The organism is Actinacidiphila polyblastidii, assembly GCF_036353415.1.
Taxonomy (GTDB): domain Bacteria; phylum Actinomycetota; class Actinomycetes; order Streptomycetales; family Streptomycetaceae; genus Actinacidiphila; species Actinacidiphila polyblastidii.
In genome coordinates this window covers 73,444-99,707 of the sequence record NZ_JAZEWV010000019.1, presented here as the reverse complement: position 1 = coordinate 99,707, position 26,264 = coordinate 73,444, and the positions used below count along the sequence as shown (strand labels likewise).

General features: G+C 72.9%; 25 protein-coding genes and 1 tRNA gene. 16 read left to right on the top strand and 10 right to left on the bottom strand.

What is annotated here, in order from left to right; translation table 11 throughout:
- The first annotated feature begins 117 nt into the window (after window positions 1–117).
- The 4 genes from V2S66_RS21970 to V2S66_RS21955 all read left to right on the top strand — a co-directional run bounded on the left by V2S66_RS21970 (window position 118) and on the right by V2S66_RS21955 (window position 4,348).
- Entirely contained in the window at window positions 118–690 is a 573-nt protein-coding gene (locus tag V2S66_RS21970; RefSeq protein ID WP_413966453.1) for a DUF5987 family protein, read from the top strand.
- Window positions 687–2,339, top strand: coding sequence for a GMC family oxidoreductase (locus tag V2S66_RS21965; protein ID WP_330797628.1), 1,653 nt, complete (start codon window positions 687–689; stop codon window positions 2,337–2,339). Before V2S66_RS21970 ends, V2S66_RS21965 begins: the two co-directional genes overlap by 4 nt.
- A 97-nt stretch (window positions 2,340–2,436) precedes the next feature.
- Window positions 2,437–3,459, top strand: a complete 1,023-nt coding sequence (locus V2S66_RS21960; protein WP_330797627.1) for a carboxymuconolactone decarboxylase family protein — start codon at window positions 2,437–2,439, stop codon at window positions 3,457–3,459.
- Between the two features lie 163 nt (window positions 3,460–3,622).
- Window positions 3,623–4,348, top strand: a complete 726-nt coding sequence (locus V2S66_RS21955; protein ID WP_330797626.1) for a helix-turn-helix transcriptional regulator — start codon at window positions 3,623–3,625, stop codon at window positions 4,346–4,348.
- An 85-nt stretch (window positions 4,349–4,433) separates the two neighbouring features.
- Here V2S66_RS21955 and V2S66_RS21950 read toward each other — a convergent pair whose 3' ends face one another.
- The gene (locus V2S66_RS21950; protein WP_330797625.1) at window positions 4,434–5,453 is read right to left on the bottom strand and encodes an NAD-dependent epimerase/dehydratase family protein; all 1,020 of its coding nucleotides are present in this window, start codon (window positions 5,451–5,453) and stop codon (window positions 4,434–4,436) included.
- 163 nt (window positions 5,454–5,616) lie between these two features.
- Window positions 5,617–6,975 (bottom strand): carotenoid oxygenase family protein, encoded by a 1,359-nt coding sequence (locus tag V2S66_RS21945; RefSeq protein WP_330797624.1) that lies wholly within the window; start codon window positions 6,973–6,975, stop codon window positions 5,617–5,619.
- A 78-nt stretch (window positions 6,976–7,053) separates the two neighbouring features.
- Between V2S66_RS21945 and V2S66_RS21940 the strand changes: the two genes are divergently transcribed.
- A complete protein-coding gene (locus V2S66_RS21940; RefSeq protein ID WP_330797623.1) occupies window positions 7,054–7,764 on the top strand; it encodes a TetR/AcrR family transcriptional regulator in 711 nt (236 codons plus the stop codon).
- A 121-nt stretch (window positions 7,765–7,885) separates the two neighbouring features.
- On the opposite strand, the gene V2S66_RS21935 is transcribed toward V2S66_RS21940, so the two are convergent.
- Window positions 7,886–8,851 carry a hypothetical protein gene (locus V2S66_RS21935; RefSeq protein ID WP_330797622.1) on the bottom strand — a complete coding sequence of 322 codons (966 nt, stop codon included), beginning with the start codon at window positions 8,849–8,851 and terminating at the stop codon, window positions 7,886–7,888.
- A 1,036-nt stretch (window positions 8,852–9,887) separates the two neighbouring features.
- Here V2S66_RS21935 and V2S66_RS21930 point away from each other — a divergent pair.
- Window positions 9,888–10,346 carry an SgcJ/EcaC family oxidoreductase gene (locus tag V2S66_RS21930; protein WP_330797621.1) on the top strand — a complete coding sequence of 153 codons (459 nt, stop codon included), beginning with the start codon at window positions 9,888–9,890 and terminating at the stop codon, window positions 10,344–10,346.
- A 611-nt stretch (window positions 10,347–10,957) separates the two neighbouring features.
- Entirely contained in the window at window positions 10,958–11,353 is a 396-nt protein-coding gene (locus V2S66_RS21925; protein ID WP_330797620.1) for a VOC family protein, read from the top strand.
- A gap of 99 nt (window positions 11,354–11,452) precedes the next feature.
- On the opposite strand, the gene V2S66_RS21920 is transcribed toward V2S66_RS21925, so the two are convergent.
- Window positions 11,453–11,537: transfer RNA gene (locus V2S66_RS21920), tRNA-Leu, on the bottom strand.
- 167 nt (window positions 11,538–11,704) lie between these two features.
- On the opposite strand from V2S66_RS21920, the gene V2S66_RS21915 reads away from it, so the two are divergent.
- From V2S66_RS21915 to V2S66_RS21905, 3 genes are all read left to right on the top strand, one after another.
- Window positions 11,705–13,027 carry a M20/M25/M40 family metallo-hydrolase gene (locus V2S66_RS21915; protein ID WP_330797619.1) on the top strand — a complete coding sequence of 441 codons (1,323 nt, stop codon included), beginning with the start codon at window positions 11,705–11,707 and terminating at the stop codon, window positions 13,025–13,027.
- A gap of 161 nt (window positions 13,028–13,188) precedes the next feature.
- Window positions 13,189–13,428: a chaplin gene (locus V2S66_RS21910; RefSeq protein ID WP_330797618.1), complete on the top strand. Its 240-nt coding sequence runs from the start codon at window positions 13,189–13,191 to the stop codon at window positions 13,426–13,428.
- A 135-nt stretch (window positions 13,429–13,563) separates the two neighbouring features.
- Window positions 13,564–14,439: a chaplin gene (locus V2S66_RS21905; RefSeq protein ID WP_330797617.1), complete on the top strand. Its 876-nt coding sequence runs from the start codon at window positions 13,564–13,566 to the stop codon at window positions 14,437–14,439.
- Window positions 14,440–14,510: 71 nt separating this feature from the next.
- On the opposite strand, the gene V2S66_RS21900 is transcribed toward V2S66_RS21905, so the two are convergent.
- Window positions 14,511–14,699 (bottom strand): DUF5703 family protein, encoded by a 189-nt coding sequence (locus V2S66_RS21900; RefSeq protein ID WP_330797616.1) that lies wholly within the window; start codon window positions 14,697–14,699, stop codon window positions 14,511–14,513.
- Between the two features lie 48 nt (window positions 14,700–14,747).
- On the opposite strand from V2S66_RS21900, the gene V2S66_RS21895 reads away from it, so the two are divergent.
- Window positions 14,748–15,353: a hypothetical protein gene (locus tag V2S66_RS21895; protein ID WP_330797615.1), complete on the top strand. Its 606-nt coding sequence runs from the start codon at window positions 14,748–14,750 to the stop codon at window positions 15,351–15,353.
- Window positions 15,354–15,480: 127 nt separating this feature from the next.
- Here the strand turns inward: V2S66_RS21895 and V2S66_RS21890 are convergent, their stop codons facing one another.
- Window positions 15,481–17,547: a helix-hairpin-helix domain-containing protein gene (locus V2S66_RS21890; RefSeq protein ID WP_330797648.1), complete on the bottom strand. Its 2,067-nt coding sequence runs from the start codon at window positions 17,545–17,547 to the stop codon at window positions 15,481–15,483.
- A 238-nt stretch (window positions 17,548–17,785) separates the two neighbouring features.
- Window positions 17,786–18,766 (bottom strand): aldo/keto reductase, encoded by a 981-nt coding sequence (locus V2S66_RS21885; RefSeq protein ID WP_330797614.1) that lies wholly within the window; start codon window positions 18,764–18,766, stop codon window positions 17,786–17,788.
- Window positions 18,767–18,895: 129 nt separating this feature from the next.
- On the opposite strand from V2S66_RS21885, the gene V2S66_RS21880 reads away from it, so the two are divergent.
- On the top strand, window positions 18,896–19,945 hold the full coding sequence (locus tag V2S66_RS21880; RefSeq protein WP_330797613.1) for an LLM class F420-dependent oxidoreductase: 1,050 nt from the start codon (window positions 18,896–18,898) through the stop codon (window positions 19,943–19,945).
- Between the two features lie 67 nt (window positions 19,946–20,012).
- Here V2S66_RS21880 and V2S66_RS21875 read toward each other — a convergent pair whose 3' ends face one another.
- A complete protein-coding gene (locus V2S66_RS21875) occupies window positions 20,013–20,630 on the bottom strand; it encodes a hypothetical protein (RefSeq protein ID WP_330797647.1) in 618 nt (205 codons plus the stop codon).
- Window positions 20,631–20,909: 279 nt separating this feature from the next.
- On the opposite strand from V2S66_RS21875, the gene V2S66_RS21870 reads away from it, so the two are divergent.
- The 4 genes from V2S66_RS21870 to mshC all read left to right on the top strand — a co-directional run bounded on the left by V2S66_RS21870 (window position 20,910) and on the right by mshC (window position 24,466).
- The gene (locus tag V2S66_RS21870) at window positions 20,910–21,611 is read left to right on the top strand and encodes a histidine phosphatase family protein (protein ID WP_330797612.1); all 702 of its coding nucleotides are present in this window, start codon (window positions 20,910–20,912) and stop codon (window positions 21,609–21,611) included.
- 146 nt (window positions 21,612–21,757) lie between these two features.
- A complete protein-coding gene (locus tag V2S66_RS21865; RefSeq protein ID WP_330797611.1) occupies window positions 21,758–22,348 on the top strand; it encodes a DUF3090 domain-containing protein in 591 nt (196 codons plus the stop codon).
- Window positions 22,312–23,145, top strand: a complete 834-nt coding sequence (locus V2S66_RS21860) for an SCO1664 family protein (protein WP_330797610.1) — start codon at window positions 22,312–22,314, stop codon at window positions 23,143–23,145. The genes V2S66_RS21865 and V2S66_RS21860 overlap by 37 nt, the downstream gene beginning before the upstream one ends.
- A 91-nt stretch (window positions 23,146–23,236) precedes the next feature.
- A complete protein-coding gene (gene mshC, locus V2S66_RS21855; RefSeq protein ID WP_330797609.1) occupies window positions 23,237–24,466 on the top strand; it encodes a cysteine--1-D-myo-inosityl 2-amino-2-deoxy-alpha-D-glucopyranoside ligase in 1,230 nt (409 codons plus the stop codon).
- A 64-nt stretch (window positions 24,467–24,530) separates the two neighbouring features.
- Here mshC and V2S66_RS21850 read toward each other — a convergent pair whose 3' ends face one another.
- Both V2S66_RS21850 and V2S66_RS21845 read right to left on the bottom strand, forming a co-directional pair.
- Window positions 24,531–24,797 (bottom strand): helix-turn-helix domain-containing protein, encoded by a 267-nt coding sequence (locus V2S66_RS21850; protein WP_330797608.1) that lies wholly within the window; start codon window positions 24,795–24,797, stop codon window positions 24,531–24,533.
- Window positions 24,798–25,131: 334 nt separating this feature from the next.
- Window positions 25,132–26,223 (bottom strand): PAC2 family protein, encoded by a 1,092-nt coding sequence (locus V2S66_RS21845; protein ID WP_330797607.1) that lies wholly within the window; start codon window positions 26,221–26,223, stop codon window positions 25,132–25,134.
- Window positions 26,224–26,264 lie beyond the last annotated feature (41 nt).

Here is a 26,264-nt window from a genome sequence, read left to right as displayed (position 1 = left end):
GGTCCTTAATTGATGACAGCGTTATTTTCACGCCGTTCTTTGCGGCGCTCAGCCGGGTCGGGCGGGCTGGTGAAAGTGCATGGAACGTTTTCTGCCGTGCAGACGAGAGGAATTGCGGTGACACCGGAGATTGCAGCGGGCAAAGTAGCGAGAACCGCCACCCTTGAAGCGTTCGCGGACACCATCGTGCCCGGTGCGAAACGCACTCCCGACGACCGGGCCATTGCGGGAGTGGCCGAAGGCGGCGGCGCGGTGACGGCCGGCGCCATTCCGCTGCTGGAGACCGACGCGGGCGGCATGGAACCGATGATGGACGGCCTCGCGGCCGCGCTCGACGCGCACGCGGTGAAGTACCGCGACGACAAGGGGCTGCCGGTCGACGACTCGGTGCCGCCCTTCGTCGCGCTGGAGTCGCCCGACCGGATCGCCCTGCTCTCCGAGCTGCTCGACCCCGAGCACCCCGAGAAGCAGCTGTGGGCCGGTCTGGCGATGTTCTGCAACATGGCCTTCGACACCAACGCCCACATGCACACCGTCGACGCGATCAACAGCGGCCAGCCCGGCCTGCTGACGATCGCCTACCGGCCGCCGGACGCGGACGGGATCTGGCGCTTCCCCAACTCCTCGTACGGCAAGCCGCTGGCGCGGCTGCACCCCGACACCGACCCGATCACCGGGAGCCTGGCGTGACCGCGAGCGAGAGCACCGACGTACTGGTCATCGGCAGCGGCTTCGGCGGCGCGATCACCGCCTACCACCTGGCCGCCGGCGGCGCCCGGGTCACCGTGCTGGAGCGCGGGCCGTGGCTGGAGGCCGACGACTTCGACCACGACTTCAAGTTCGGCTCCTCCACCACCCGCGCCTTCGAGTTCACCATCGGGGACGGGATGAGCACGCTCGGCGGCAACTGCGTCGGCGGCGGCTCCGTGGTGTACTTCGCCGCGATGCCGCGCGCGCCGCGGTTCATCTTCGAGCGGCAGGGCAGCCTCGGGCACCGCCTGTGGCCGTCCGCCATCAACCGCGACGTCCTCGACCCCTGGTACGACCGGGTTGCCGAGGCGCTGCCGGTGACCCTGGGCGACTGGAACACCGCGACCTACGCGGGCGGTCTGTGGGCCGCCGCGTGCAACGCGGCGGGGCACACCGCCAACCCGCTGCCCGCGGCCGTCGACGACGAGCTGTGCACGAACTGCAACTGGATGATGTCCGGCTGCAAGTTCGACGCCAAGCGCTCGCTGCTGCTCAACTACCTGCCGGCCGCGATCGCGGCCGGCGCGGAGATCCGCCCGCTGCACGAGGTGCAGGAGATCTCCCGGCTGGAGGACGGCAGCTACCGGGTCAGCTGGAACCGGGTGCACGACGTCGACTACCGGATGGTGCTGGAGAGCGGCACCATCGACGCGAAGATCGTCGTCGTCGCGGCGGGCGCCCCGGCCACCCCGGTCATCCTGCAGCGCTCGGAGAAGAACCTCGGCACCATGCCGCACGGCGTCGGCCGCTACTTCTCCGGCAACGGCGAGCGGCTGAACACCGCGCTGCTCGACGAGGACAAGGTCCGCGAGCTGCTGGGCCTGTCCACCGCGGAGGAGCTGCCGTACGCCTCCAACCAGATCGGCAAGGGCCCCACCGTGGCGTCCTGGGACTACCTGGACGGCTCGCGGCCGGAGTTCGAGCGCTACTCGCTGGAGCAGCTGTACTTCCCGCCGGGCCTCGGCACCATCCTCGCGCAGGTGCCGGACGCGACCGGGCCGACCTGGTTCGGCGCGGAGAAGAAGAAGCTGGTCGAGCAGTGGCGGTCCTGGCTGACCATCTTCATCATGTCCGAGGACGACAACGAGGGCGTCTTCGGCGCGCCGCCCGCGGTCGGCAGCGCCGACCGCATCTCCCAGCAGATGCTGGGCTTCGGCACCCTGAAGTACCGGCCCACCGAGAACACCTGGCGCGGCTGGAACCTCGCCGACGCCTCGATCAAGAAGATCCTCGAACGCGACGGCCTGGCCCGGGTGATGCCCTGGACCAACGACGTCGTCGGCGCGTACACCGTGCACCCGCTCGCGTCCTGCCGGATCGGCGACGACCCGGCGACCTCGGCCCTGGACGACCGGCACGAACTGCGCGGCCACCCCGGCATCTTCGTGACCGACGGCTCCGCGGTGCCCACCGGCCTCACGGTGAACCCCGCGATGACCATCGCCGCGCTCGCCGAGCGCGCGGTGCCGGGCATCGTCAAGGCGCTGCAGGAACGCGGCGTCGACGTCCGCTACGGCGCGCCCGGTCCGGCCGGTGAGACCAGCGGCCGTCGCGGCACCGCCAAGGTGGCGGCCGCGCTCGCCCGCTGACCGTCCGTCGTCCGCCCGGCGGCGGGGCGCCACGCCCCGCCGCCCACCGCCCGTCGGGGACGGCGGGCGCGCCCCGACTCCCACCAGAGAGGACGTCATGCTTGCGACGATGGTCCGGGTCCGGCTGCGATCGCGGTCGCTCGTCCAGATCCGACGAGTCGCCTCCGTGCCCTTCGACACCCCAGAACCCACCGTGTCGCGGGTTTACCGGGAGGTGGAGCGCGATTTCGGCGTGCTCGCCCCCCCGGTCGCCCTGCACGCCCCCAGCCCGCTCACCCTGTCAGCCGTGTGGCTCATGTTGCGGGAAACCCTGGTCGCTCCCGGCCTCGCCGCGCGGTCGGAAAAAGAGGCAGTGGCAGACGGTATTTCGCGAAACAACAGCTGCCCTTATTGTGTGACGATGCACGGCGCGATGCTGGACGCCCTCGGTGCTGGTTCCGAGGCGGTCGACGTGCGCCGGTGGGCCGAGGTTCACGCGATCAGGGGGGCGTCCGATCAGAATCCACTGCCATTCCCGGAGGACCACGCTCCCGAACTGGTCGCGTCGGCCGTGCTGCTGCACTATCTCAATCGAATGGTGAATGTCTTCCTGGGCGAGGCACCCCTGCCCCCGAAGGCGCCCGTGCAGGCGCTCAAGGTCGTCACGCCGGTCCTCAACTGGCTCCAGCGCTCGGCCGACCGCGACTCCGTGACGCCCGGCACGAGCATGGACCTGCTGCCCGAGGCGCCACTGCCGGCCGACATGTCGTGGACCGGGGGCAACCCGGTGCTGGCCGCCGCGTTCTCCCGGGCAGCCGCCGCGATCGATGCGGCGGGCGAGCGTTCGGTCCCCTCTGACGTGCGGGAACTCGTACTGACCCGGCTCAAGGGCTGGGACGGAAGGCCGCCCGGGATCAGCAGGTCCTGGGTGGAGGAGGACGTCGCCGGGCTGGCGCCCGACGACCGCGCGGCGGGGCGGCTCACGCTGCTCACCGCCTTCGCCTCCTACCAGATCGACGACGGCGTCCTGGACGCCTACCGCACCACCGCACCCACGGACCAGAGCCTGATCGAGACCACCGCCTGGGCGAGCATGGCGGCCGCTCGTGAGGCGGGCTCGTGGATGATCGGCGAGCGATGAAACACCGGGCCGTACACGACCTGGATATGCCCATCAAAGACCGGGTAGGTTACCTGCATTTTGCGCGAGCACATGCGATCTCAAGCAGGCGGAACACATCCAAGACGGGGGAATTCGGATGGAGTTGGCGGCAGAGAAAGCGATCAAGAGGACAATCGGCATCATGTGGAATCGGTACCATGATCCACTGACGCTGGAAGAGCTGGCCGACGAGGCGATCTTCAGCAAGTTCTACTACTCACGACTATTCCGTGATGTCACCGGAATCTCACCGGGCCGTTTCCTGAGCGCCATACGGCTGTACATGGCCAAGCGCCACCTCCTGGAGTCGGCGGCCAGCGTCACTGACATCTCGTACCGGGTCGGATACAACAGCCTCGGCACGTTCACCAGTCGTTTCACCCGCAGCGTCGGCACCTCGCCGGCCCGCTACCGGATTCTCGCCGACTGCGGGATGCCGCCGATCGAACCGAGCAGCGCGGCCTGCCAGGGACAGAAACTGTCCACCGTCACGGGGGATTTACACGCCCCCGAGAGCGACCTGCGGATGCGCATCTACGTCGCGGCGTTCAACACGCCGGTCGTCGAAGGCGTTCCCCAGGCCTGCGACGTCCTGGAGAAACCGGGGCCCTTCCGGCTCGAACTCCCCGACGGCCAGTGGTTCGTGCGGGCGGCGGCGGTCGCGATCGACGACGAGCTCGACCCCCGCCCCCGGCTGCGCCGGCCGCGACTGGTCGGCTCGGCCTGGCCGGTGACCGCCCGCGGCGGCCGGGCCTACGCCTCGGACCTGCAGCTGCGCCCGCTCGGCCCCTTCGACCTCCCGATCCTGCTCGCGCTCCCCGGCCTCGACGGCGGCGCGCTCACCGCGCTGGCGCAGGTCGCCCACTGAACGTGCGCAACCCGGATCAGGCGCGGTACCGCCGGCGAAGGCCGCGCCCGCGCCCGCGCTCCACCCTGCAGGCCGGACGCCCGCGTCACTCCCGACGCGGGCGTCCGGCCTGCCGGGCTGTCAGCCGCCCGCTCGCCCGCAGCCACTCGACGGTGTCGGTCATCGTCTCCAGGACCGGCCGCGGTGCGATGCCGTACGTGGGGGCGTCGTCCGCGATCCGGGCGTCGACCGCGCAGGTGTACACCGCTCCGTACTCGGCCGGGATGTGCCAGGGCCACACCCGCTGGGCGAGGTCGGCCAGCCTGCCGACCGGCAGCATCGCCCGTCCGGGCAGGAACACGGTGGGCAGCCGGCGGCCGGTGGCCTGCCGCAGGGTGGCGACGTACTGGCGGGTGGACACGTTGTGGTGGGGGGCGAAGTAGCGCTCGGCGGCGGGCGGGCCGGTGAGCAGCGCGGTGTGCAGGGCCGCGGCGTCGCGGACGTCGCCGATCGGGTAGCCGCCCAGCGGCCAGATCGGCATCAGGCCGCGCAGCACGTCGCGCACCCGGGACACCTGGTCGCCCAGGTGCGGGTCGTCCGGGCCGAACAGCGCCGGCGGATAGACGATCGTGACCGGTGCGCCCTCGGCCTGGTGCCGGCGGGCGACCTCCTCGGCCTCGGCCTTGGTCGCCATGTAGACGTCCTTGGGCCGGCCGACCGGGGTGTCGACGGTGAGCAGCCCGCCGGGCGGCGGGTAGAGCGAGACGATGCTGGAGACGTGCACGATCCGGCTGACGCCGGCCTCGCGGGCCGCGCCGAGCACCACCTCGGTGCCGAGCCGGTTGACCTCGCGCATCTCCGCGGCGCGCCGGACGTCGAAGGAGTAGACCGACGCCGCGTGCAGCACCGCGTCGGCGCCGCGCAGCGCGGCGAGGACCGAGGCCCGGTCGCGTACGTCGCCTACGGCGGTCTCCACCTGGTCGGGGTCGATGCCGTGGGGCGCCAGCGCCCGCCCGACAGCCGACTTGTCCCGTACCAGAAGGCGTACTCGGCAGCCCTCCCGCAGGAGCGCCGCCACCGTGTGCGAGCCGACGAAGCCGGTCCCGCCCGTCACACACACCAGCATGAGAATTCCTCCCACACATCAGGGGTTCGGGCTCTGTTACGAGTGTCGTTCGCACGGGTTTCCGGGGCTTCTCCCGGAGTGCGGGACCGTGGGCGCATCCTGTGCATTGCGTGCTGTTCGTGACGCGCTTCACGACGTGCGCTCCGCGAACCGCCGCGCGGCGTCAGGAGCCGGCGCTCCACACCGACGCGAGGCCGTGCGGCACCCGGACCGGCAGGTGGACGACGGCGACCGGGGGGCCGGTGAAGTCCGCGGTGTCGACGACCACCAACTCGCTGCGGTCGGTCGCGGCGTCGTACACCAGCGTCAGCAGCCAGCCGTCGCCCTCCGGCGCGCTCGGGCCGCGCGGCACGAACACCGGGGCGCCGCCCTCCCGGCCGGGGCCGAGATCGTGCACGTCGGTGCGCAGGGTGGTCATGTCGTGCCGGACCAGCGAGCGGCCGCCGAGCGCGCCGACGCTGCCGTCCGCCATGCCCACCGTCCAGACCCAGCGGTGCCGGGTGCCGGACCAGCGCTCGTCGATGCACGGGAACTCCTCGACGCCGTCGAAGAGTTGGCGTTCGCTGACCGAGCCGCCGACCCGGTCGATCGTCCAGCGCCACATCGCGGGCGCCGACTCCGAGGGGTGCAGCGGGTCGCGGTCGAAGGCCCGCTCGTGCCGGATCACGTCCACCACGATCTCGCGGCCGCGCTCGTAGGCGTTGACCGGGTGGAAGACGAAGCACGGGTCGATGTCCATCCAGAGCACGTCCGCGTCGCGGCCCTCGCGCGGCAGCACGCCGAGGCGCGCGCCGTGGCCGTCGTCCCATCGGTACGGCACCCGGGAGCCGGCCGCCGCGTCGGCCGCGCTGTAGGTCACCGGCAGGTCGTACAGCACCGCGTGACGGTCCGTCAGGGAGAGCGCGTGCATCATCGGGGTGCCCTTGACCGCGATCGGCTCGGCCCTGCGCACCTTGCCGAAGGCGTCGACGGTCACATAGCTGACGTGGGTCAGCTCGTGGTAGTACGCCACCGCGTGCAGCTCGCCGGTCAGCGGGTCCTGGACCGGGCGGGCGCTGAAGCCGTCGGGCAGCGTGCCGCCGAAGTCGTAGCGGTCGACCGTCTGCAGTTCGGGGCCGAGCCGGTGCGGCAGCACGCCCGCGTCGCCGAGGGCCAGGGTGCGGCCCGCGTGCTGGATGAGCCCGGCGTTGGCGTTGTCGGACAGCCCGTACCGGGGTCCGGGGGTGGGGAGTTCGCCGAGCGCCGCGGTCACCCGGTCGGTGCGCAGCCACCGGTTGCGGTACCACTGCGCCCGTCCGTCGTGCAGGCGCACTCCGTGCACCATCGCGTCGCCGGCGCAGCCGTGGTCGACGGCGGGGTCGTGGCCGCCCAGCGCGTTGGGCCCGATACGGAGGAATCTGCCGTCGAGCTCGCGCGGGAGGGTGCCGGTGACCGCGGGAGCGGTGACCGTGACCTCGTCCGCGACCGGCTGGTACGGCCGGGACAGGAGGTGCGACGTGCTGTGCGTGTCGTAGTCAAGCATCGCTGCCCGTCCTCGCATATCGCTGTTATATAACGCTGTTGTTGTACAGGTTCGCAGTGTCGTGGAATCATGTCAAGCGTGAGCCCACGTCAGATCGACCCAGAACTGAGCGCGCACCTGATAGAGGCCGCTGCCAAGCTGTTGGCGGAGGAGGGGCCCAAGGCCCTGTCCACCCGCCGGCTGGCCGCTGCGGTGGGTACGTCGACCATGGCCGTCTACACCCGCTTCGGCGGCAAGGAGGACCTGGTCAGGGCGATGGTCGGAGAGGGCTTCCGGCTGCTCAACCAGCGGATGACCGAGGTCGGCGAGACCGCGGACTGCGTCGAGGACGTGGTCGCGCTCGGCTGGGCCTACCGGCGCAACGCGCAGGAGCACCGCCACCTGTACGGCGTCATGTTCGGCGGCTCCCAGCTGGGCGGCTTCGCGCTCACCGACGACGACCGCCAGCACGGCCGGTACACCCTGAGCATCCTGGTGCGGGCGATCGAGCGGTGCATGGTCGGCGGCCGCTTCAGGCCCGGCGACTCCCAACTCGTCGCGCACCAGATGTGGATCGCGCTGCACGGCCTGGTCGCGCTGGAGCTCGGCGGTTACCTCATCGACCCGTACAACGCCGACGTCTGCTTCGAGGCGCAGGTCTGCGGCCTGCTGGTGGGTGCGGGCGAGGACCCGGGGGAGGCCGCGATGACCATGAAGCGGGCCCGGGAGCGCAGGTCGGACCCGCCCGGCGCCGAGGGGGCCGGCCCTGCCGCCCCCGCAGCCGAGGAGCCCGGCCCCGACGGGAGCTGACCCGGCCCGGTGGGCCTGCGCCCCGACGCCTCCGCGGCTCGGGAACGCGAACGGCGGGGCGGGCGCCGGGCGCCCACCCCGCCGTCCTGGCGGAGCCGTCTGACCGTCGGTCAGCCGTGCATCAGGTGTTCCAGGGCGCGGTCGGGAACCACATGTAGCCGAAGCGGCCGAGGATGCGCAGCTCCCAGTACGCCAGCGTGAACGCGCCGGCGACGAGGAAGGCCGACGCGGTCACCGTGGCGATCCGCCCCGGACGCGCGCCCAGCCAGCGCGGAACCCGGCCGGCCGTCCCGTAGGACAGCAGCAGGAACAGCAGGCCCATCACCACGATGTTGCCCACCGACTGCAGGGCGAACGCGAGCGCGCCGTAGAACGGGTTGTGGGTCTTCGCCGCGTGCACGAACAGGTTGTGGAACAGCGGGTAGGGCCGGCCGATCAGGAACCCGCCGATGAGCGCGCCCATGACGATCAACGGAGCGTTGGCGAACCGGCGGGAGAGCCCGGCCAGCGGGTCCTTGATGATGCCCGCGGACGCCAGGCCGAGCACCACCATCGCCAGTCCGACGATGCCGAAGGCCACCATGGCCTGCTCGATCCGCGGCGAGATGCCGGTGCCGCTCGCGGTGGAGAACTGCGGCATGCGCTTGCCGACCAGGCCGACGATCGCACCGTAGACGGCCGACACGGTGATCATGCCGACCGCGAGCCAGCCGAGCGGACGGAGCGTCTGCAGCAGCCGCACGCGGCGCGAGTCCTGCTGGCCGACCAGCGGCCCGACCGCACCGAAGGCGGCGATGTTGCAGGCGGTGAAGGAGCCGGCCATGCCGGAGACGAACGCGAAGACCACACCCGAGGCGACGCTGCTGATCGGGGTGTCCTTGGCGTCGCGGCCGAGGATCTTGTCGGCCGAGTTGAAGCCGATGTCGTCGTCGACCAGGTTCGCGGACCACAGGTACGCGATCACCAGGCCGGCGATCAGGCTGAGCGCCAGCAGCAGATACCGCCGGCGGGGAAAGACTCCGGTGACGAACGTGGACGTGGGCTGGGCGGTGATCACCGGCGTTTGGGCGGTGTCGAGATGAGTCACCCTTGTGCCTCCTTGGCCATGGTGTGGGGAAGGGGCAGAGCAGAGCGGAGCAGGTCGTGCGTGTGTGGTCGAGGGCAGGACGCGAGCGAATGCGTGAATGAACAGCCGTCAGCGCACTGCCGTGCCGTCGGGCGTCAACAGGTCCTCGCCGTGGTCCGCGAGGCGGCGGCCGGCACCGGTGCGGGAATCCGGACGCCGCGCGTCATCGCGCGGACGTCGTCGAGCCCGGTGCCCATGATTCGCCCCCGTGTCGCACCTGTGGGTGACACGCCCCGGTGGGGGCGGCGTTGCACATCCTGGAGTGCTCGACGACGCGGCCACTTCTTGCATCTTGCTCTGTGCCGACTGTTTTCGGCCGTTGTGGCGGCCGATGCGACGGCCGGTTCGACGGCCTGTGCGGCGGCCGACGCCGCAGCGGTTCGGCGGCGGTTCGGCGGCGCCGGCTCGGTGGCGGGCGGGCGCCCGGCGGGAGCGGTCAGCGCCCGGCCGGGACGCGGGAGTTCACGGAAGTCGCCTGCCGCCGGAGGAAATCGAAATCCCGCGGGCGGCGCGGCGAGACCGCTCCGCAGAACTCCGAACGCCACGACTCCGTACGATAATCGACCGGCGCGTACGCAAAATCGGAGTCGAACTCCCGCCGCGGTGCGGCGATATCCGCAACATCCAAGTAGTTCGGCCGCGAGATCAAATGCGACGCTGTGACGGCGACAGCTGAATCGGCCGGACGGTCACCCGGCCGACATGCTCGCGGCGGCGTCCGGAATGCGATGCCCGTACCCACGCCAGGAGCCGCGCAGGGCGTCACCGCACGGGACCACTGGGCCGAGCCCGGGTCCCGGGGCGGGGACCGGAGCGCCCGAGGGGTGCGAGGGGCGCGAGGGGCGCGAGGGCGGCACAGTCCGCTGCGCCCGAAAAGTGGGCAACCTCGGAAAAGACCGGCCGCTGACCTGCGGGCTAGCGTCTGATGCCGAGGTGTCACCAGCACCGACCTCGCAGACCGACATCGGACGTTTTCGCATACAAGGAAGGAAACGACATGTCCGGGAGCACAGTCGAGCAAGCCGCCGCGGGTCCGTCCGCGGCGGACCAGGCAGCGGTCGCGGCCTTGACCCAGCAGGTGATCGCCGCCTGGGCGCGCAACGACGCGGACGGCTTCGCCGATCTCTTCGTCGAAGACGGCACCATGATCCTGCCGGGTCTGATCAAACTGGGCCGGGAGGAGATCCGGGGGTATCTGACCGACGCCTTCGCCGGGCCCTACCAGGGCACCCGGGTGACCGGCCGGCCCCTGGGCATCAGATTCCTCAGCCCCGAATCCGGAATCCTCCTCACCCAGGGCGGAGTGCTGGCGCCCGGTGAGACCGAGATATCGGACGCGCAGACGATCCACGCCTCGTGGGTAGTGGTCAAACTCGGCGGCGACTGGCGACTCGCCGCCTATCAGAACAGCCCCGCCCACCAGATGCTGCCGGCCCCCGGCAGCACCGGGCGCTGAGCCGTCCCACCTCCCCGCCCGGCCGCTCCGCGCCCTGAGGACCGCGAGGTTCCCGAGTCCCCCCGGGAACCTCGCGGCTCGCGCGGCCGCCGCCGAACCGGCGACCGCCCCACGTCCCGGCCGACCGGTGTCCGTCCCGGTCGGCCGGTGGTCTTTCCCCCGCCCCCGGCGAATAACGCTTCCTCATTTTCCGGGCGCATGCGCGGCCCCTGCCGACTTCTTTCCATACTCGGCGCATCGCGCCCGCAGGACATCTCCTGGAATGCTCTCGCCGGAAGTGGCCGGCATACGTGCCCGGCGCCGAATAGAAATGCGCGTACATGACATCTAAATCCGGCCGACCGGTTCGGTCCGGCGCGCCCCCGCCGTGCCGCCGCCAGAAGAATGCGCGGCCGCCCGCCCCTGCCGCCGCAAGAACGCGGCGCCCGTCTCCGGGTGCCGCGTGGTGCTCGCTGTCGGGCGGCGCGAGCCGAAGGCGGCCGCACGAGAGGGCAATCTCGAAGAAGCGAACGGGTCGCTGCCGCACTACCCTCACGCGGGTATTGCGTGGCCTATCGTGATTCACGGTGCATACAGGGCATAACGTACGCAAGGAAGAGTGAGGGGAACGCGTGTTCACACCGGTAAGGGCATTCAGCGGATTCTCCGTCGACGACCTGGCCGCGGCGAAGGAGTTCTACGGCGGTGTGCTGGGACTCGCCGTGGTCGACGGCAAGGGAGGCGCCAGCCTGCGGCTCCCCGGCGGCACCGAGGCCTGGCTCTACCCGAAAGGCGAGGCCCACCGGCCGGCCGGCTACACCACGCTCGACTTCGTCGTCGAGGACATCGACGCGGCGGTCGACGAACTGACGCGCAGGGGTGTCCGGTTCGAGCGGTACGAGAACGGCCCGCCACAGGACGCGAAGGGCATCATGCGGGGAATCGCCGCCGGCATGGGCCCCGACATCGCCTGGTTCAAGGACCCCGCGGGCAACATCCTCGCGGTGCTCATGCAGGGCGAGGACTGAACGGCGCTCCGCGCCGTGAAGGCTCCTCGCGGTGAAGGCCGCCGCGATGAAGGCTTCTCGCCCCGACATACGGGCGAGGGTGTCGCGTGTGTGGATGTGTGTCCGAGGGGGGACTTGAACCCCCACGCCCTGTAAAGGGCACTAGCACCTCAAGCTAGCGCGTCTGCCATTCCGCCACCCGGACCGGGTAGGTCTCCGCGGCCTGTCGGGGCCGTGGCGACGAGGTAAACCATAGCAAAGATCCACGCCTGCCCGATCACCGCCCGCGGCAGGCGGCCCTTGGGTCCCGGCGGGGTCCGGGGGGAGGATGGGGGGAGGGATTCCCGAGCGGGGACAACACGAGGAGCCAGGGTGAGCGAGTCGAAGAACGGGACGGTCACGGGCGAGGACGAGGTCGTCGACCTCTGCAGCGAACTGATCCGGATCGACACCAGCAACTACGGCGACCACTCCGGTCCGGGGGAGCGGGCCGCGGCCGAGTACGTCGCGGAGAAGCTGGCCGAGGTGGGACTGGCGCCCGAGATCTTCGAGTCCCGCCAGGGGCGGGCGTCCACCGTGGCCCGGATCGAGGGCGAGGACCGGTCGCGGCCCGCGCTGCTCATCCACGGCCACCTCGACGTGGTGCCGGCCAACGCCGACGACTGGACCCGCCACCCCTTCTCCGGCGAGGTCGCCGACGGATGCGTCTGGGGTCGCGGCGCGGTCGACATGAAGGACATGGACGCGATGACGCTGGCGGTCGTCCGCGACCGGCTGCGCACCGGCCGCAAGCCCCCGCGCGACATCGTGCTGGCCTTCCTCGCCGACGAGGAGGCCGGCGGCGTCTTCGGCGCCCGGCACCTGGTCGACAACCACCGCGGCCTCTTCGACGGCGTCACCGAGGCGATCGGCGAGGTCGGCGGGTTCTCCTTCACCGTCAACGAGAACCTCCGCCTCTACCTGATCGAGACCGCGGAGAAAGGCATGCACTGGATGCGCCTGACCGTGGACGGCACCGCGGGCCACGGCTCGATGACCAACAAGGACAACGCGATCACCGAGCTGTGCGAGGCGGTCGCCCGACTCGGACGGCACGAGTTCCCGGTCCGGGTCACCAAGTCCGTGCGCGGCTTCCTCGACGAACTCTCCGACGCCTTCGGTGTCGAGCTGGACCCGGAGGACATGGAGACCACGCTCGCCAAGCTCGGCGGCGTCGCCCGGATGATCGGCACGACGCTGCGCAACACCGCCGCGCCGACCATGCTCGGCGCCGGCTACAAGGTCAACGTGATCCCCGGCCAGGCCACCGCCCACGTCGACGGGCGCTTCCTGCCCGGCTACGAGGAGGAGTTCCTCGCCGAGCTGGACACCGTGCTCGGCCCGCGGGTCAAGCGCGAGACGCTGCACTCCGACAAGGCGCTGGAGACCGGCTTCGACGGCTCCCTGGTGGAGGCGATGCAGTCCGCCCTCAAGGCCGAGGACCCGATCGCCCGCGCCGTGCCGTACATGCTCTCCGGCGGCACCGACGCCAAGTCCTTCGACGACCTGGGCATCCGCTGCTTCGGGTTCGCCCCGCTGCAGCTGCCGCCGGAGCTGGACTTCGCCGGCATGTTCCACGGCGTGGACGAGCGGGTGCCGGTGGACGGCCTGCGCTTCGGCGTCCGCGTCCTCGACCGCTTCATCGACAACAGCTGAGCGGGCGGATACGCGCCGTTCGTCCGTATGTACCCGTACCGGCACGGTATTTCGCCGGTACGGGTGAATGATCGACTGCGTTCGTAGCTCTTCCTCCGTGCCGTCGTTACGACGGGTGTGGTCCGCGGCTGGGACCACTTTTGTCCCATGAGGAGGAAGAAATGATCAAGAAGGTCGCCGCTGTCGCGGCTGCCACCGGCGGTCTCGTGCTCGCGGGCGCGGGCTTCGCCGTCGCCGACTCCGGCGCGCAGGGTGCCGCCGTCCAGTCCCCGGGCGTGCTGTCGGGCAACCTGATCCAGATCCCCGTGCACGTTCCCGTGAACCTGTGCGGCAACACCGTGAACGTGGTCGGTCTGCTCAACCCCGCTTTCGGCAACACCTGCATCAACGCGTCTGCGTAACCCCCCCGCCGGCCGTCGAACGGCCGGGCCGGGACGGCCCCCGGGCGCTGAGCCGCGCCCCGGGGCCGCTCTCCTTTTCCGGGGACCCGCATCAGGTGGCGGCAGCTCCGGTCGGATCGAAAGCAGGGAAGAAACATGCGACAGGTCGCGAAGAAGGGCCTGCTCACCGCGGTCGCCACGAGCGGAGTGCTCGCGGCGACCGGCGGGATCGCCTACGCCGACGCCTCGGCCGCGGGAGCGGCCGCCGGTTCGCCCGGCGTGGTGGCCGGAAACGCCGTGCAGGTCCCGGTGCATGTGCCGGTCAACGCGTGCGGCAACACGATCGACGTCGTGGGCGTGCTGAACCCGGTGTTCGGCAACGCGTGCGCGAACGTCTCCTCCGGCGGCCACGGCACGGGCGGCGGCGCGACCGCCGGCGGCGCCGCCAAGGGCTCCCCGGGCGTCGGCGCGGGCAACTCCGTCCAGGCCCCCGTGGACGTCCCGGTCAACGCCTGCGGCAACTCCGTGGACGTCGTCGCCCTCCTGAACCCGGCGTTCGGCAACACCTGCGCGAACATCGAGGGCCCCCACCACCCGGGCAGCCCCGGCATCCCGGGCAACCCCGGTTCGCCGGGCATCCCCGGTTCGCCCGGCACCCCGGGCATCCCCGGGACCCCGGGCACCCCCGGAAACCCTGGCACGCCGGGCATGCCCGGAACGCCGGGGACCCCGGGCACCCCCGGGAATCCGGGTATGCCGGGCACCCCAGGTACGCCCGGCACCCCGGGTACGCCCGGCACCCCGGGCACCCCCGGGACCCCGGGCAACCCGGTCACCCCCGGAAACCCCGGCACCCCGGGGACGCACACCCCCGGCAGCGGGACGCCGGTCTCGCACCCGGCGGGCACGCCGACCACCGCCACGCTCGCGCACACCGGCGCGAACGGCATCGGCGGGGCGGCGGCCGCCGCGGGCGCACTGCTGCTCGGCGGCGCGGTGCTGTACCGGCGTGCGGGCGCCGCCCGGCGCTGAGCCGGGACGCGACCGACGCGCGGGGTGACCGCGGGGGCGACCCCGCGGTCACGCCGCGTTCGCGCGGCACCTCACCAGGTGGCCCGGGCCTGGCGGATGATCCGCCGCCGCAGCCGCACCCGCCGGCTGCCGTCCGCGTAGAGGCGCACGCGGTCCAGCTCCCAGTGCCTGTACTCGGCTTCCTCGGTCAGCAAGCGTGCCGCTTCCTTGCGCGAGACCCCACGCGGCACGTACATCTCTCTGAATTCGTATTCCGGCATCGCTATCTATTGTGCGGGCAACGCCCCGGTGCGGATAGCGTTCCCCTCATGTCTGATGACGTGCAGCCCGCGGCGGCCGAGGTCCGTGCCGCAGTCGAGGCGGTCAAGGCCGCGCTCGACCTCCACCTCGAAGCGATCGAGAACCGTACGGGGGAGAACGATCCCGCCGTCTTCGCGGCGTTCGAGGCGCTGGCCTCGTCCGCCGAGGCGTATGACGAGTTGCTGTACGACACCTACGACGAGGTCACCCCCTTCGAGGTGCCGGCCGGCGACGGACTGCCGGAGTACGCGGGCCCCGCGGAGCCGGAGGCGGTCAGCGTGCTGATCCGGCGCGACTACACCATCGTCGAGCCGGAACGACTCTTCGCCCAGGCCCGGCGGGCCGGCGAGGACGATCCGAGTGCCGCTGAGACCGTCAACGCGGCGCTGGGGGTGATCTTCGGCGAGTACGAGCCGGACGAGATCGCCCAGCGGCACAAGGAGTTCGGGCTGGAGGAAGGGGACTCCACCCTGTGGGTCGCGGCGGCCGAGCCGGCGGAACCGGGGGAGTGGCTGGAAGCACCCTTCGACCAGGCCGACCCGCAGCTGCTGGTGTGCAGGTTCGACGTGAGCGCGGTCTTCGACGACGAGCTGAGCGTGCTGGACCCGGACTGACGGACGGAAGCCGGGGCGGGCGCTCCAGCCCGCCCCGCCGGCACCCTCACCGGCCTCCGGCACCGTCTCCTCGGCCCCCGGACCCTCCTCGGCCCCCGGGCGGCCTCCGACCTCCCGCGCGGCCGCGTCAGCCGTCCGCGGTCAGCTCCCGCAGCACCGAGACCAGCCTGGTCGTGCGCTCCTTCGCCGCCGGTCCTGCGACGGCCTGGGCCAGCGCCTGGTCGCCGCCCTGCACCACCGACAGATGGCGCTCGCCGCGGCCGAACGCGGTGTACACCCACGAACGGCTGAGCAGCGCCCCCGCGTCGCCCGGCACCACGACGACCACGGCGGGCCAGCGCATCCCGGCCGCCTGGTGGCCGGTGACCGCCCAGCCGTGCCGCACCGTTCCCGCCACCTCCTCCCGTGGCACCAGCACCGGTTCGTCCCCGCAGTCCAGCCGCAGGCCCCGCTCGTCGGCGCCGACGACGGTGCCGGGGAGCGTACGGCCGGGGCGCGGCACGTGCACGACCCGGTCGCCGGGATCGAATCCGGCGAACCGCCCGGGGCCGGGGTTGAGCCGTTCCTTGAGCGCGGAGTTGAGCGCGCGGGTGCCCACCGGACCGCCGTGCGCCGGCACGATCACCTGGGTGTGCTCGGCGGGCACGCCGATCGCCCGCGGCACCGAGTCCGCGACGAGCTGGACCGCGCGGTGCACCGCCTCGCGCGGGTCGCGCACCGGGACGACCACGACCTCCTTGTCCGGCGCGTCCACCGTGGCGAGTTCGCCCTCGCCGACGCAGGAGACCAGCTCGCCGATCGGACCGGAGTCGGGGGTGCGGGAGGTGACCCGCGGGCAGGCCCTGGCGGCCAGCAGGTCGGCGAAGACCCGGCCGGGGCCGGCCGACCACAGCGCGTACGGGTCGCCGCTGAGCACCAGCCGGGCGCCGTCCGGCAGGGCCTCCACCAGGTCGGTGGCCTCCACCACGGACAGCTGCGGTGCGTCCAGCACGGCCAGCAGGTCGAGCGCGAGACTGCCGTCCGGGCTGCGGCCGGGCCCCCTGACGCCCTCCAGCAGGTCCTCCACGGTCACGGCGGCGTCCTCGCCCGCCGCGCCGTCCAGCGCGCGGGCCAGCCGCCGCCTGCCGTCCTCGGTGTACGCGGCGGCGTACGCCCGCAGGCCCGTGGCGCGGGCGGCGGCCACCAGGGCGGCGGGCTCGGCGCGAGCCGCCTCACCTCCGGTGTGCAGCACGAGTCCGCTGCCCGCGACGGCGCGGACCAGCTCGGCCGCGGAGGGGGAGGGGGCGTCCGCGGCGGCCTTCTCCCACGCGGCCGCGCCGTCGTCCGGTTCGAAGGACCGCAGCAGCCGCACCAGCCCGTCGGCGAGGCTCTCCTCGGCCAGGGCGTAGCGGTCGAGGCCCAGCAGCAGCGGCACCTCCGGGCCGTCCTCGTCCTCGTCGCCCTCACCGCCGTCCGCGGCGGAGGGCGACGGCAGCGGCGAGCCGTCCCGGTCGTCGCGGAAGACCAGCACCCCGCCGTCCTCCACCGCGGCCGCCACGGCGGCGGCCGGGTCGGGCACCGCCTGCTGGGCGAGCGCGGCCTTGAGCGCCTCGGCGGCGAGCGCGGTGTGGCCGCGCTCGGCGGCCAGCTCCATCATGTGCGCCACCAGGGCGCGGGCCCTGCGTTCGTCGTCCGGCCGGCAGCCGGGGCCGAGCGCGGCCCGTGCGAAGGCGTCGGCGTGCTCCACCCGCACGCCCTCCAGCCCCAGCACCGCCCAGGGGTCGTCCCGCAGCGCGTCGGCCGCGCCTTCGCCGAGCGTCCGCACGGCCTCCTCTGCGAGGTCCGCCGGTGCGCCGCCCGCGACCAGCACCTCGCGCGCGGCGTCCACGGCCCGCGCGTCGAGCGCCGCCCGCCGCGCCACCGCCCCGCCCCGGCGGCCACCGCTCCCCGCCGCGCGCGCGGGCCGGCCGCCCGGAGCCGGTGGCGCCGCCGGTGCGGAGGCCGCCTCCGGCGGCCCCTCCACGGCGCCGGCGCCGTCCGCCTCCGCGCCGGGGTCCGGTGCCGCCTGCGGCGACTCACCCGCAGGGCGATCCGCGGCCGCCGCGCTCTCCGATTCCGGGGCCGCGCCCGCCTCGGCGCGCGCGTCCGTCCCCGGCACGGCGGCAGCCGCCCCGGCCGCCTCCGCCGCCTGGAGCGCCTCGGCCTCGGCCGCCATCGCCTCCCGGCGCTTGCGCCGGGCCGCGGCGGCGTCGCCGCGCGGGGCCGGGGCGGAGGGGTTCTCGCCGCGCTCGATGGACCGGACGGCCGCCGCGAGCGCCGAGAGGTCCGCGGTGCCCGGGCGGGCGGGGGGAGCCGCGGACGGGGACGCGGCGCCCTCGCCCGGCGCCTCGCCGGAAGCGGCGTTCTTGTCGGTGGTCACAGCGAAAGCCTTCCGTGGAGCGGCCGGACCGGACTCAGAGCGTGCTCCAGTCGTGGTCCGGGTAGCGGTGCAGTGGCGCCGAGACGTCGTCCAGCGCCAGATTGATCTCTTCGGGCAGACTAAGCGCCTCCACTGACAACGCCGCCGTGAGCTGCGCGGCGTTGCGCGCGCCGAGGATCGGCGCGGTGACGCCCGGCCGGTCCCGCACCCACGCCAGCGCGACGTGCAGCGGTGAGACCGCCAGGCCGTCGGCGGCTATGGCCAGCGCGTCCACGATCAGCCGTGCCGTCTCGTCCAGGTACGGCGCCACGAAGGCGGCCATGTCCTGCGAGCCGCCGCGCGAGTCCGACGGCGTGCCGTGGCGGTACTTCCCGGTGAGCACGCCGCGGCCCAGCGGCGAGGACGGCAGCAGGCCGAGGCCGAGGTCGGCCGCGGCGGGCAGCACCTCGCGCTCCACGCCGCGCTGCAGCAGGGAGTACTCCATCTGCGTGCTGGCCAGCGCGGTCCTGCCCGGGGCGGCGAGCTGCCAGGCCGCGGCCTTGGCGAGCTGCCAGCCGCAGAAGTTGGACACCCCCACGTAGCGGGCCCGTCCCGAGCTGACGGCGATGTCCAGTGCCTGGAGGGTCTCCTCCAGCGGGGTGCCGGGGTCGTAGGCGTGCACCTGCCACAGGTCGACGTAGTCGGTGCCGAGCCGCTGGAGGGAGGCGTCGAGGGCGGACAGCAGGTGCCCCCGGGAGCAGTCGAACCTGCGGTCCGGATCGGGCACGCTGCCCGCCTTGGTGGCGATGACCAGATCGGAGCGGGGCACCAGGTCCTCGACCAGCCGGCCGAGCAGGTACTCGGCGCCTCCGTCGGCGTAGACGTCGGCCGTGTCGACGAGCGTGCCGCCCGCGTCCCAGAAAGCCTTCAACTGGTCGGCGGCGTCGCGTTCGCCGGTGTTGCGCCCCCAGGTCAGGGTGCCCAGCCCGAACCGGGACACGCGCAGCCCGGTCCGGCCGAGGTGCCTTTGCTCCATGACCGCTGAGGCTAGCGCCCGCACCGGCCTCATGGGCAGCAGTGACGTACCCGACAGGCGTGATCGCCGTGCGGGAGCGCTACAGTCCTGAGGGACAACGACGTTACTCACCAGTAAAAGGGGAGCGGCATGCGGCTCGGGATCAACCTCGGCTACTGGGGAGCCGGGATGGACACGGACAACCTGGCCGTCGCGCAGGAGGCGGACCGGCTGGGCTACGACGTCTGCTGGGCCGCCGAGGCGTACGGCTCGGACGCTCCGACGGTGCTGTCCTGGGTCGCCGCGCAGACCGAGCGGATCGACGTCGGTTCGGCCATCTTCCAGATCCCGGCGCGCACCCCGGCGATGACCGCGATGACCGCCGCGACCCTGGACTCGCTCTCCGGCGGCCGCTTCCGGCTCGGCCTCGGCGTGTCGGGGCCGCAGGTCTCCGAGGGCTGGTACGGCGTCAGGTTCGACAAGCCGCTGTCGCGCACCCGCGAGTACGTCGAGATCGTCCGCCGGGCGATGACCCGCGAGCGCCTGTCGTACCAGGGCGAGCACTGGACGCTGCCGCTGCCGGACGGCCCCGGCAAGCCGATCAAGCTGACGGTGCATCCGCAGCGCGAGCACATCCCGCTGTACATCGCGGCGATCGGCCCGAAGAACCTGGAGCAGACCGGCGAGATCGCCGACGGCGCGCTGCTCATCTTCCCGTCCGCCGCGCACCTGGAGGACACCGCGCTGCGGCACATCCGTGCCGGCCGCGAGAAGGCCGGGCTCAGCCTGGACGGCTTCGACGTGTGCCCGACGCTGCCGCTGGCGCTCGGCGACGACGTGGCCGCGCTCGCCGACCTGTTCCGCCCCTACACCGCCCTCTACGTCGGCGGCATGGGCAGCCGCAAGCAGAACTTCTACAACCAGCTCGCGCAGCGCATGGGCTACGAGAAGGAAGCCGCGCGGATCCAGGACGCGTACCTGGCGGGGGAGAAGGACGCGGCGGCGGCCGCCGTCCCGCAGGACCTCATCGACTCCACCAGCCTGCTCGGCCCCGTCGAGCGGATCGCCGACCGGATGCGGGAGTACGCCGAGGCGGGCGTCACCACCCTCACGCTGGCCCCCGCGGGATTCTCCCTGGACGAGCGCGTCGCGGGCCTGCGCGCCGGGGTGCGCGCGCTGGAGATCGCGGGCCTGGCCTAGGGTCTGTCGGCCCGGCAGCCCGGCAGCCCGGCAGCTGTGCGGCCGTGCGGCTGCCGGGTCCGGCCGGTCAGCCGCTGGGGACGATGCGCCCCAGCAGCCGGCCGAAGTCGATCAGCCGGGCTATCTGCCCCGGCCCGCCGTCGTCCAGCGACTTGCTGAAGCGGAACGCCTCCGGCCGCACCTTCGCCGAGGTCGCCGCCGGCGGTGTGCCCGGCTCGGCCTGGACCGCGCTCACCTCGTGCGGCATCGAGGTGGCCAGCACCAGGAAGACGCCGCGGTCGATCCGCCGGCCCCGCTCGTCGCGCCCCACCAGGGTGCGCATGCCGACGTGGGCGATCGAGTCCAGCGGCAGCACCTGCACCGAGGAGTCCAGCACGGTGCCGCCGGGGGCGGCCTCGTCGGCCAACTCCTCGCTGTGCCACAGGATCAGCCGCCGCCCGTCGCAGACCGCCGCCTCCTGCCACACCGAGGTGCCCGCCTCGGTCAGGTCCACCACCCGCTCCAGGGTGAAGCCCCGCACCCGGCGGCGGCCGAGCACGCCCTCGATCGCGTCCAGCGCCACGTCCGCGTGCAGGAAGTACACCGCCGCGGCGTCCTCCAGCCGGCGGTGGGCCGACCAGTCCGCGCCCGCCGTCCCCGATCCGGGTGCGGTGTGCGGACGGGTCCTGGTCGCCTTGCCGAACATCTCCACCCGCTTCGCGATACCGACTCCCAGCGCCCCTCGGCCGCTGGCACCTGTCGTCCGCTCCCCGCCGCGGCCACCGGCGCACGGCGCCCGGCAGTCGGCGGAGAACGGGCACCTGCACCCTATCCAGGAGGTCGGACGGCGAGGAGTGCCCCGGGGGCAGGGGATGCCGCGAAGGGCCGGAATTCCGCGGCCGTGGTGGGGGCTCGGGGGGATCTTCCCCGCCACGGCCGTCACCCAGCACAACGGCCGCGGCCGAGAAGGGTTACGGTGGCGGACATGCCCACCGTGATCCTTGTCCGGCACGGCCGTTCGACCGCCAACGCCGAAGGCGTGCTGGCCGGCTGGAGCCCTGGCGTCGTACTCGACGACACCGGCCGGGCCCAAGCCACCGCGCTCGCCGCCCGGCTGGTCGGCCTGCCGCTCGCCGCCGTCGTCTGCAGCCCGCTGCAGCGCTGCGCCGAGACCGTCAAACCGCTCCTCGACACCCGCCCCGAGCTGACGCTGCACACCGAGGAACGCCTCGGTGAGTGCCACTACGGCGACTGGACCGGCCGCAAACTCTCCGAACTCGCCGAGGAGCCGCTGTGGGCGACCGTCCAGCGGCACCCGTCCGCCGCGGTGTTCCCCGGCGAGGAGGGTGAGAGCCTGCGCGCGATGCAGGCCCGCGCGGTGGACGCCGTGCGCGACTGGAACGCCAGGATCGAGGCCGAGCACGGCCCCGAGGCGCTGTACGTGGTCTGTTCGCACGGCGACATCATCAAGTCGCTGGTCGCGGACGCCCTCGGGCTGCACCTCGACCTGTTCCAGCGGATCGCCGCCGACCCCTGCTCGGTCACCGCGATCCACTACACCCCGCACCGCCCCTTCCTGCTCAAACTGGGTGACACCGGCGACCTCAGCGGGCTCGCCCCGGCGCCGCGACCGGGCCCCGCGGCGAGCGAGGACGCCGTGGTGGGAGGGTCCACCGGCACCCCGTGATCGGCTTCCGCAGTAGGGTGGGTGACCGGCGGGACGAGCGCTGACGCCCCGCCCGCACACTCCGCCCCACGTACCTCCCGCCCCACGTACACCCGGCAGCACGGCGGCCGGACAACAGACGTTCAGACAAGCAAACGGAGCAAGGCGTGCCCCGTCAGGTCTTCTTCTACGAACACCCCGACCGATTCGTCGCCGGGACCGTCGGCCAGCCCGGCCAGCGGACGTTCTTCCTGCAGGCCACCGTCAAGGGCCGGACCACCAGCGTCGCGCTGGAGAAGACCCAGGTGGCCGCGCTCGCCGAGCGGATCGACGAACTGCTGGACGAGGTCGTACGGCGCAGCGGCGGCAACGCGCCGGTGCCGGCCGTCGCACCCGCCGAGATGGCGGACACCGCGCCGCTGGACGTGCCGGTCGAGGAGGAGTTCCGGGTCGGCACCATGGCGCTGGCGTGGGACGGCGCCCACGACCGCATGGTCATCGAGGCCCAGGCGCTGGTCGAGATCGCCGCCGAGGACGACGAGGAGCTCGAGGCCACCGAGGAGCAGATGCTCCAGGACGACGAGAACGGCCCGCCGCTGCTGCGCGTGCTGCTCTCCGGCGCCCAGGCCCGCTCCTTCGCCAAGCGCGCCCTCGACGTCGTCTCCGCCGGCCGCCCGCCCTGCCCGCTGTGCAGTCTGCCCCTGGACCCGGAAGGACACGTATGCCCGCGTCAGAACGGGTACCGGAGGTCGGCCTGACCCCGGTGGACACCGAGGCGCTGCTGCACGGCGAGCTGACCGTGCGCGGACGGGTGCGGGACGCCTCCAACGCGGTGCTCTACTGCGGATGCGCGTACCAGGGCCGCACCGTCGCCTGCGTGTACAAGCCGGTGGCCGGCGAGCGCCCGCTGTGGGACTTCCCGGACGGCACCCTCGCCCAGCGCGAGGTCGCCGCGTACCTGGTCTCCGAGGCCACCGGCTGGGGTCTGGTGCCGCCCACCGTGCTGCGGGACGGGCCGTACGGCGAGGGCATGGTCCAGCTGTGGATCGAGCCGGCCGCCGGCCAGGACGCCGAGGGCGGCGCGCTGCTCGCGCTCTCCGAGGACCTGGAGCCGGCCGCGGGCTGGAAGGCCGTGGTCGAGGCGGAGGTCGAGGAGGGCCGCACCGCGTTGCTGGTGCACGCCGACGACATACGCCTGCGCCGCATGGCGGTGCTGGACGCGGTCATCAACAACGCCGACCGCAAGGGCGGCCACCTGCTGCCGGCCGCCGGGGGGCGGATCTACGGCATCGACCACGGGGTCACCTTCCACACCGAGGACAAGCTGCGCACCCTGCTGTGGGGCTGGGCGGGCGAGCCGCTGCCGGCCGAGGCGCTGCCGGTGCTGGAGACGCTGGCCGGCGCGCTCGACGGGGAGCTGGGCGAGCGGCTCGCCGCGCTGCTGACCGCGGCGGAGACCGAGGCGCTGCGCGCACGCGTCGCGCTGCTGCGCGAGACCGGCACCCATCCCGCCCCCGGCGGACGCTGGCCGTCGATCCCCTGGCCGCCGGTCTGAACGGCTCCGCCGGGGCCCCGCGGGCCCCCGGCGCGGCGTCGTCGCTGCTCCCCGCCGTGTTGCCGGCGAGCCGCCCGGTTAACCTCGTCTCATGCATGCCTGGCCAGCTTCCGACGTCCCCGCCCTTCCCGGCGCCGGACGCGCTCTCCGTCTCCACGACACCTCGACCGGCGGTCCCGTCACCGTCGAGCCGGGGCCCGTCGCCCGCATCTACGTCTGCGGGATCACCCCCTACGACGCCACCCACATCGGTCACGCGGCCACGTACAACGCGTTCGACCTGGTCCAGCGGGTGTGGCTCGACACGAAGCGCCAGGTGCACTACGTGCAGAACGTCACCGACGTGGACGACCCGCTGCTCCAGCGGGCCGTCGAGACCGGCGAGGACTGGACCGCGCTCGCCGAGCGCGAGACCGCGCTCTTCCGCGAGGACATGACCGCGCTGCGGATGCTGCCGCCGGCGCACTACATCGGCGCGGTCGAGGCCATACCGGGCATCGTGCCGCTCGTCGAGCGGCTGCGCGCGGCGGGCGCCGCCTACGAGCTGGACGGCGACGTCTACTTCGCCGTCGAGTCCGATCCGGACTTCGGCAAGGTCTCAGGACTGGACGCGGCCGCCATGCGGCTGCTGTCCGCCGAGCGCGGCGGCGACCCCGACCGGCCGGGCAAGAAGAACCCGCTGGACCCGATGCTCTGGCTGGCCGCCCGCGAGGGCGAGCCGAGCTGGGACGGCGGGTCGCTCGGCGCGGGCCGCCCCGGCTGGCACATCGAGTGCGTCGCCATCGCGCTGGACCACCTCGGGATGGGCTTCGACGTCCAGGGCGGCGGCTCCGACCTGGCCTTCCCGCACCACGAGATGGGCGCCTCGCACGCCCAGGTGCTCACCGGCGGCTACCCGTACGCGAAGGCGTACGTGCACGCGGGGATGGTCGGGCTGCACGGCGAGAAGATGTCGAAGTCCAAGGGCAACCTGGTCTTCGTCTCCACGCTGCGCCGCGAGGGCACCGACCCGGCGGCGATCCGGCTCGCGCTGCTCGCCCACCACTACCGTGCGGACTGGGAGTGGACCGACGCGGTGCTCGCCGAGGCGGTGCGGCGCCTCGACCGCTGGCGCGCGGCGGTCTCCCGGCCCGACGGCCGGCCGGCCGAGTCGCTGGTCGAGGAGATCCGCGAGGCGCTCGCCGACGACCTGGACGCGCCCCGGGCGCTGGCGGCGGTGGACCGCTGGGCGGCGGCGCAGACCGCCGAGGGCGGCGCCGACACCGGCGCGCCCGGCCTGGTCTCCCGCGCGGTCGACGCGCTGCTCGGCGTCGCGCTCTGAGCTGAGCGTTCCGCGCAGGCCCGGCGTCCCTGGTGTCCCCCCGGCCGCGGCCGGGGGGCGCCGGTCACAGCGGCCGGGCGGACGCGGAGCCGCTCATTCCGATGCCGGAATCGGCGATTTCCACCGATGCGAGAAGGTTGAGTTCTGCGACTCGCACACCAAGGGCGAATCGGCCGGAAACGCCGAACCGGTCCATCATCTGGCCTATTCGCCGCTGAATTGTGCGGTGGCCACGCGAAAGTTTTCTGCTGATGGTCGCATCGGAGAATCCGGCGCGCATCAGCATGAGAATCCGGACATCCGTGTCATCGATGTGCAGAACAGAAGTCATGCTCCCCCCCACGAGAAGACGACGTTGTCGGTGCTGCGAGCCATCGTACTGCCGGTAGTGCGCCTGGTCGAGGGGATTCCGGCCGGGGCGGCGTCGGCCGCTCCAGCCATGTGATCCGGGTCACCGATAGTTCGGGTTTGATAGCAACAAAGCGGACGTGGCGTCATTGCGCCATGCATCTAGGCGTTCTTCTGGCTCTCTCCCGCCGTATTCTCTCGGGCGGCATTCTGTCCTTCGGGCCGCAATATCGTGCAAAGGGCAGGATTGTCGGCGGGACGTGACAAGGGGGCGCCCACCGGCGTGGGCGCCCCCTTGTCACGTCCGACGTGCGGCGTCACTTCATGCCGTCGTCGTCCCCGGTCTCCTCGTCGGCGCCGTTCCCCTCGCCGGCCGTGTCGCCCGGCTCGTCGCCGGTCGCGTCATCCCCGCCCGCTCCGGTGCCCCCGGCCGTTCCCGCGTCCCCGGCCGCCGCGGCGTCCGGCGGGCTCGGGTCGGCCGCGCCGGCGTCGTCCCGCGGCGCGGGCGAGTGGTCGCGGATCGGAGGGACCCCGTCGCCGCCCTCGCTGGTGGCGTAGTCGCCGTGCGAGGGGTCGCGGCGGCGAAGGTACCGCTCGAACTCCTTGGCGATCGCCTCGCCGGACGCCTCGGGCAGCTCCGCGGTGTCGCGGGCCTCCTCCAGCGTCTGCACGTACTCCGCGACCTCGCTGTCCTCGGCGGCCAGCTGGTCGACGCCGACCTGCCAGGCGCGCGCGTCCTCGGGCAGCTCGCCCTGCGGAATGCGCAGGTCGAGCAGGTCCTCCAGGCGGTTGAGCAGCGCCAGCGTGGCCTTGGGGTTGGGCGGCTGCGACACGTAGTGCGGGACCGCGGCCCACAGGCTGACGGCCGGGATGCCCGCGTGCGTGCACGCCTCCTGGAGGATGCCGACGATGCCGGTCGGTCCCTCGTACCGGGACTCCTCCAGGTGGAGCGCGGTGGCCAGGTCGGCGTCCGAGGTGACGCCGGTGACCGGCACCGGGCGGGTGTGCGGGGTGTCGCCGAGCAGCGCCCCGAGCACCACCACCATCTCCACGCCCAGCTCGTGGGCGAAGCCCAGGATCTCGTTGCAGAACGAGCGCCAGCGCATGCTGGGCTCGATGCCGCGGACCAGCACCAGGTCGCGGGGCCTGGGCGACGTGACGCGGACCACCGACAGCCGGGTCGTCGGCCAGGTGATCTTGCGTGCTCCGCCGTCCATCCACACCGTGGGCCGGTTGACCTGGAAGTCGTAGTAGTCCTCGGCGTCGAGCGCCGCGAAGACCTCGCCCTTGAACTCCCGGTCCATGTGGCCGACCGCGGTGGAGGCCGCGTCCCCCGCGTCGTTCCAGCCCTCGAACGCGGCCACCATGACCGGGTCGATCAGCTCGGGCACCCCCTCGAGCTCGATCACCCAGCGCCTCCTTCCGGCCGGAGGGGGCGGGCGTCGCCGTC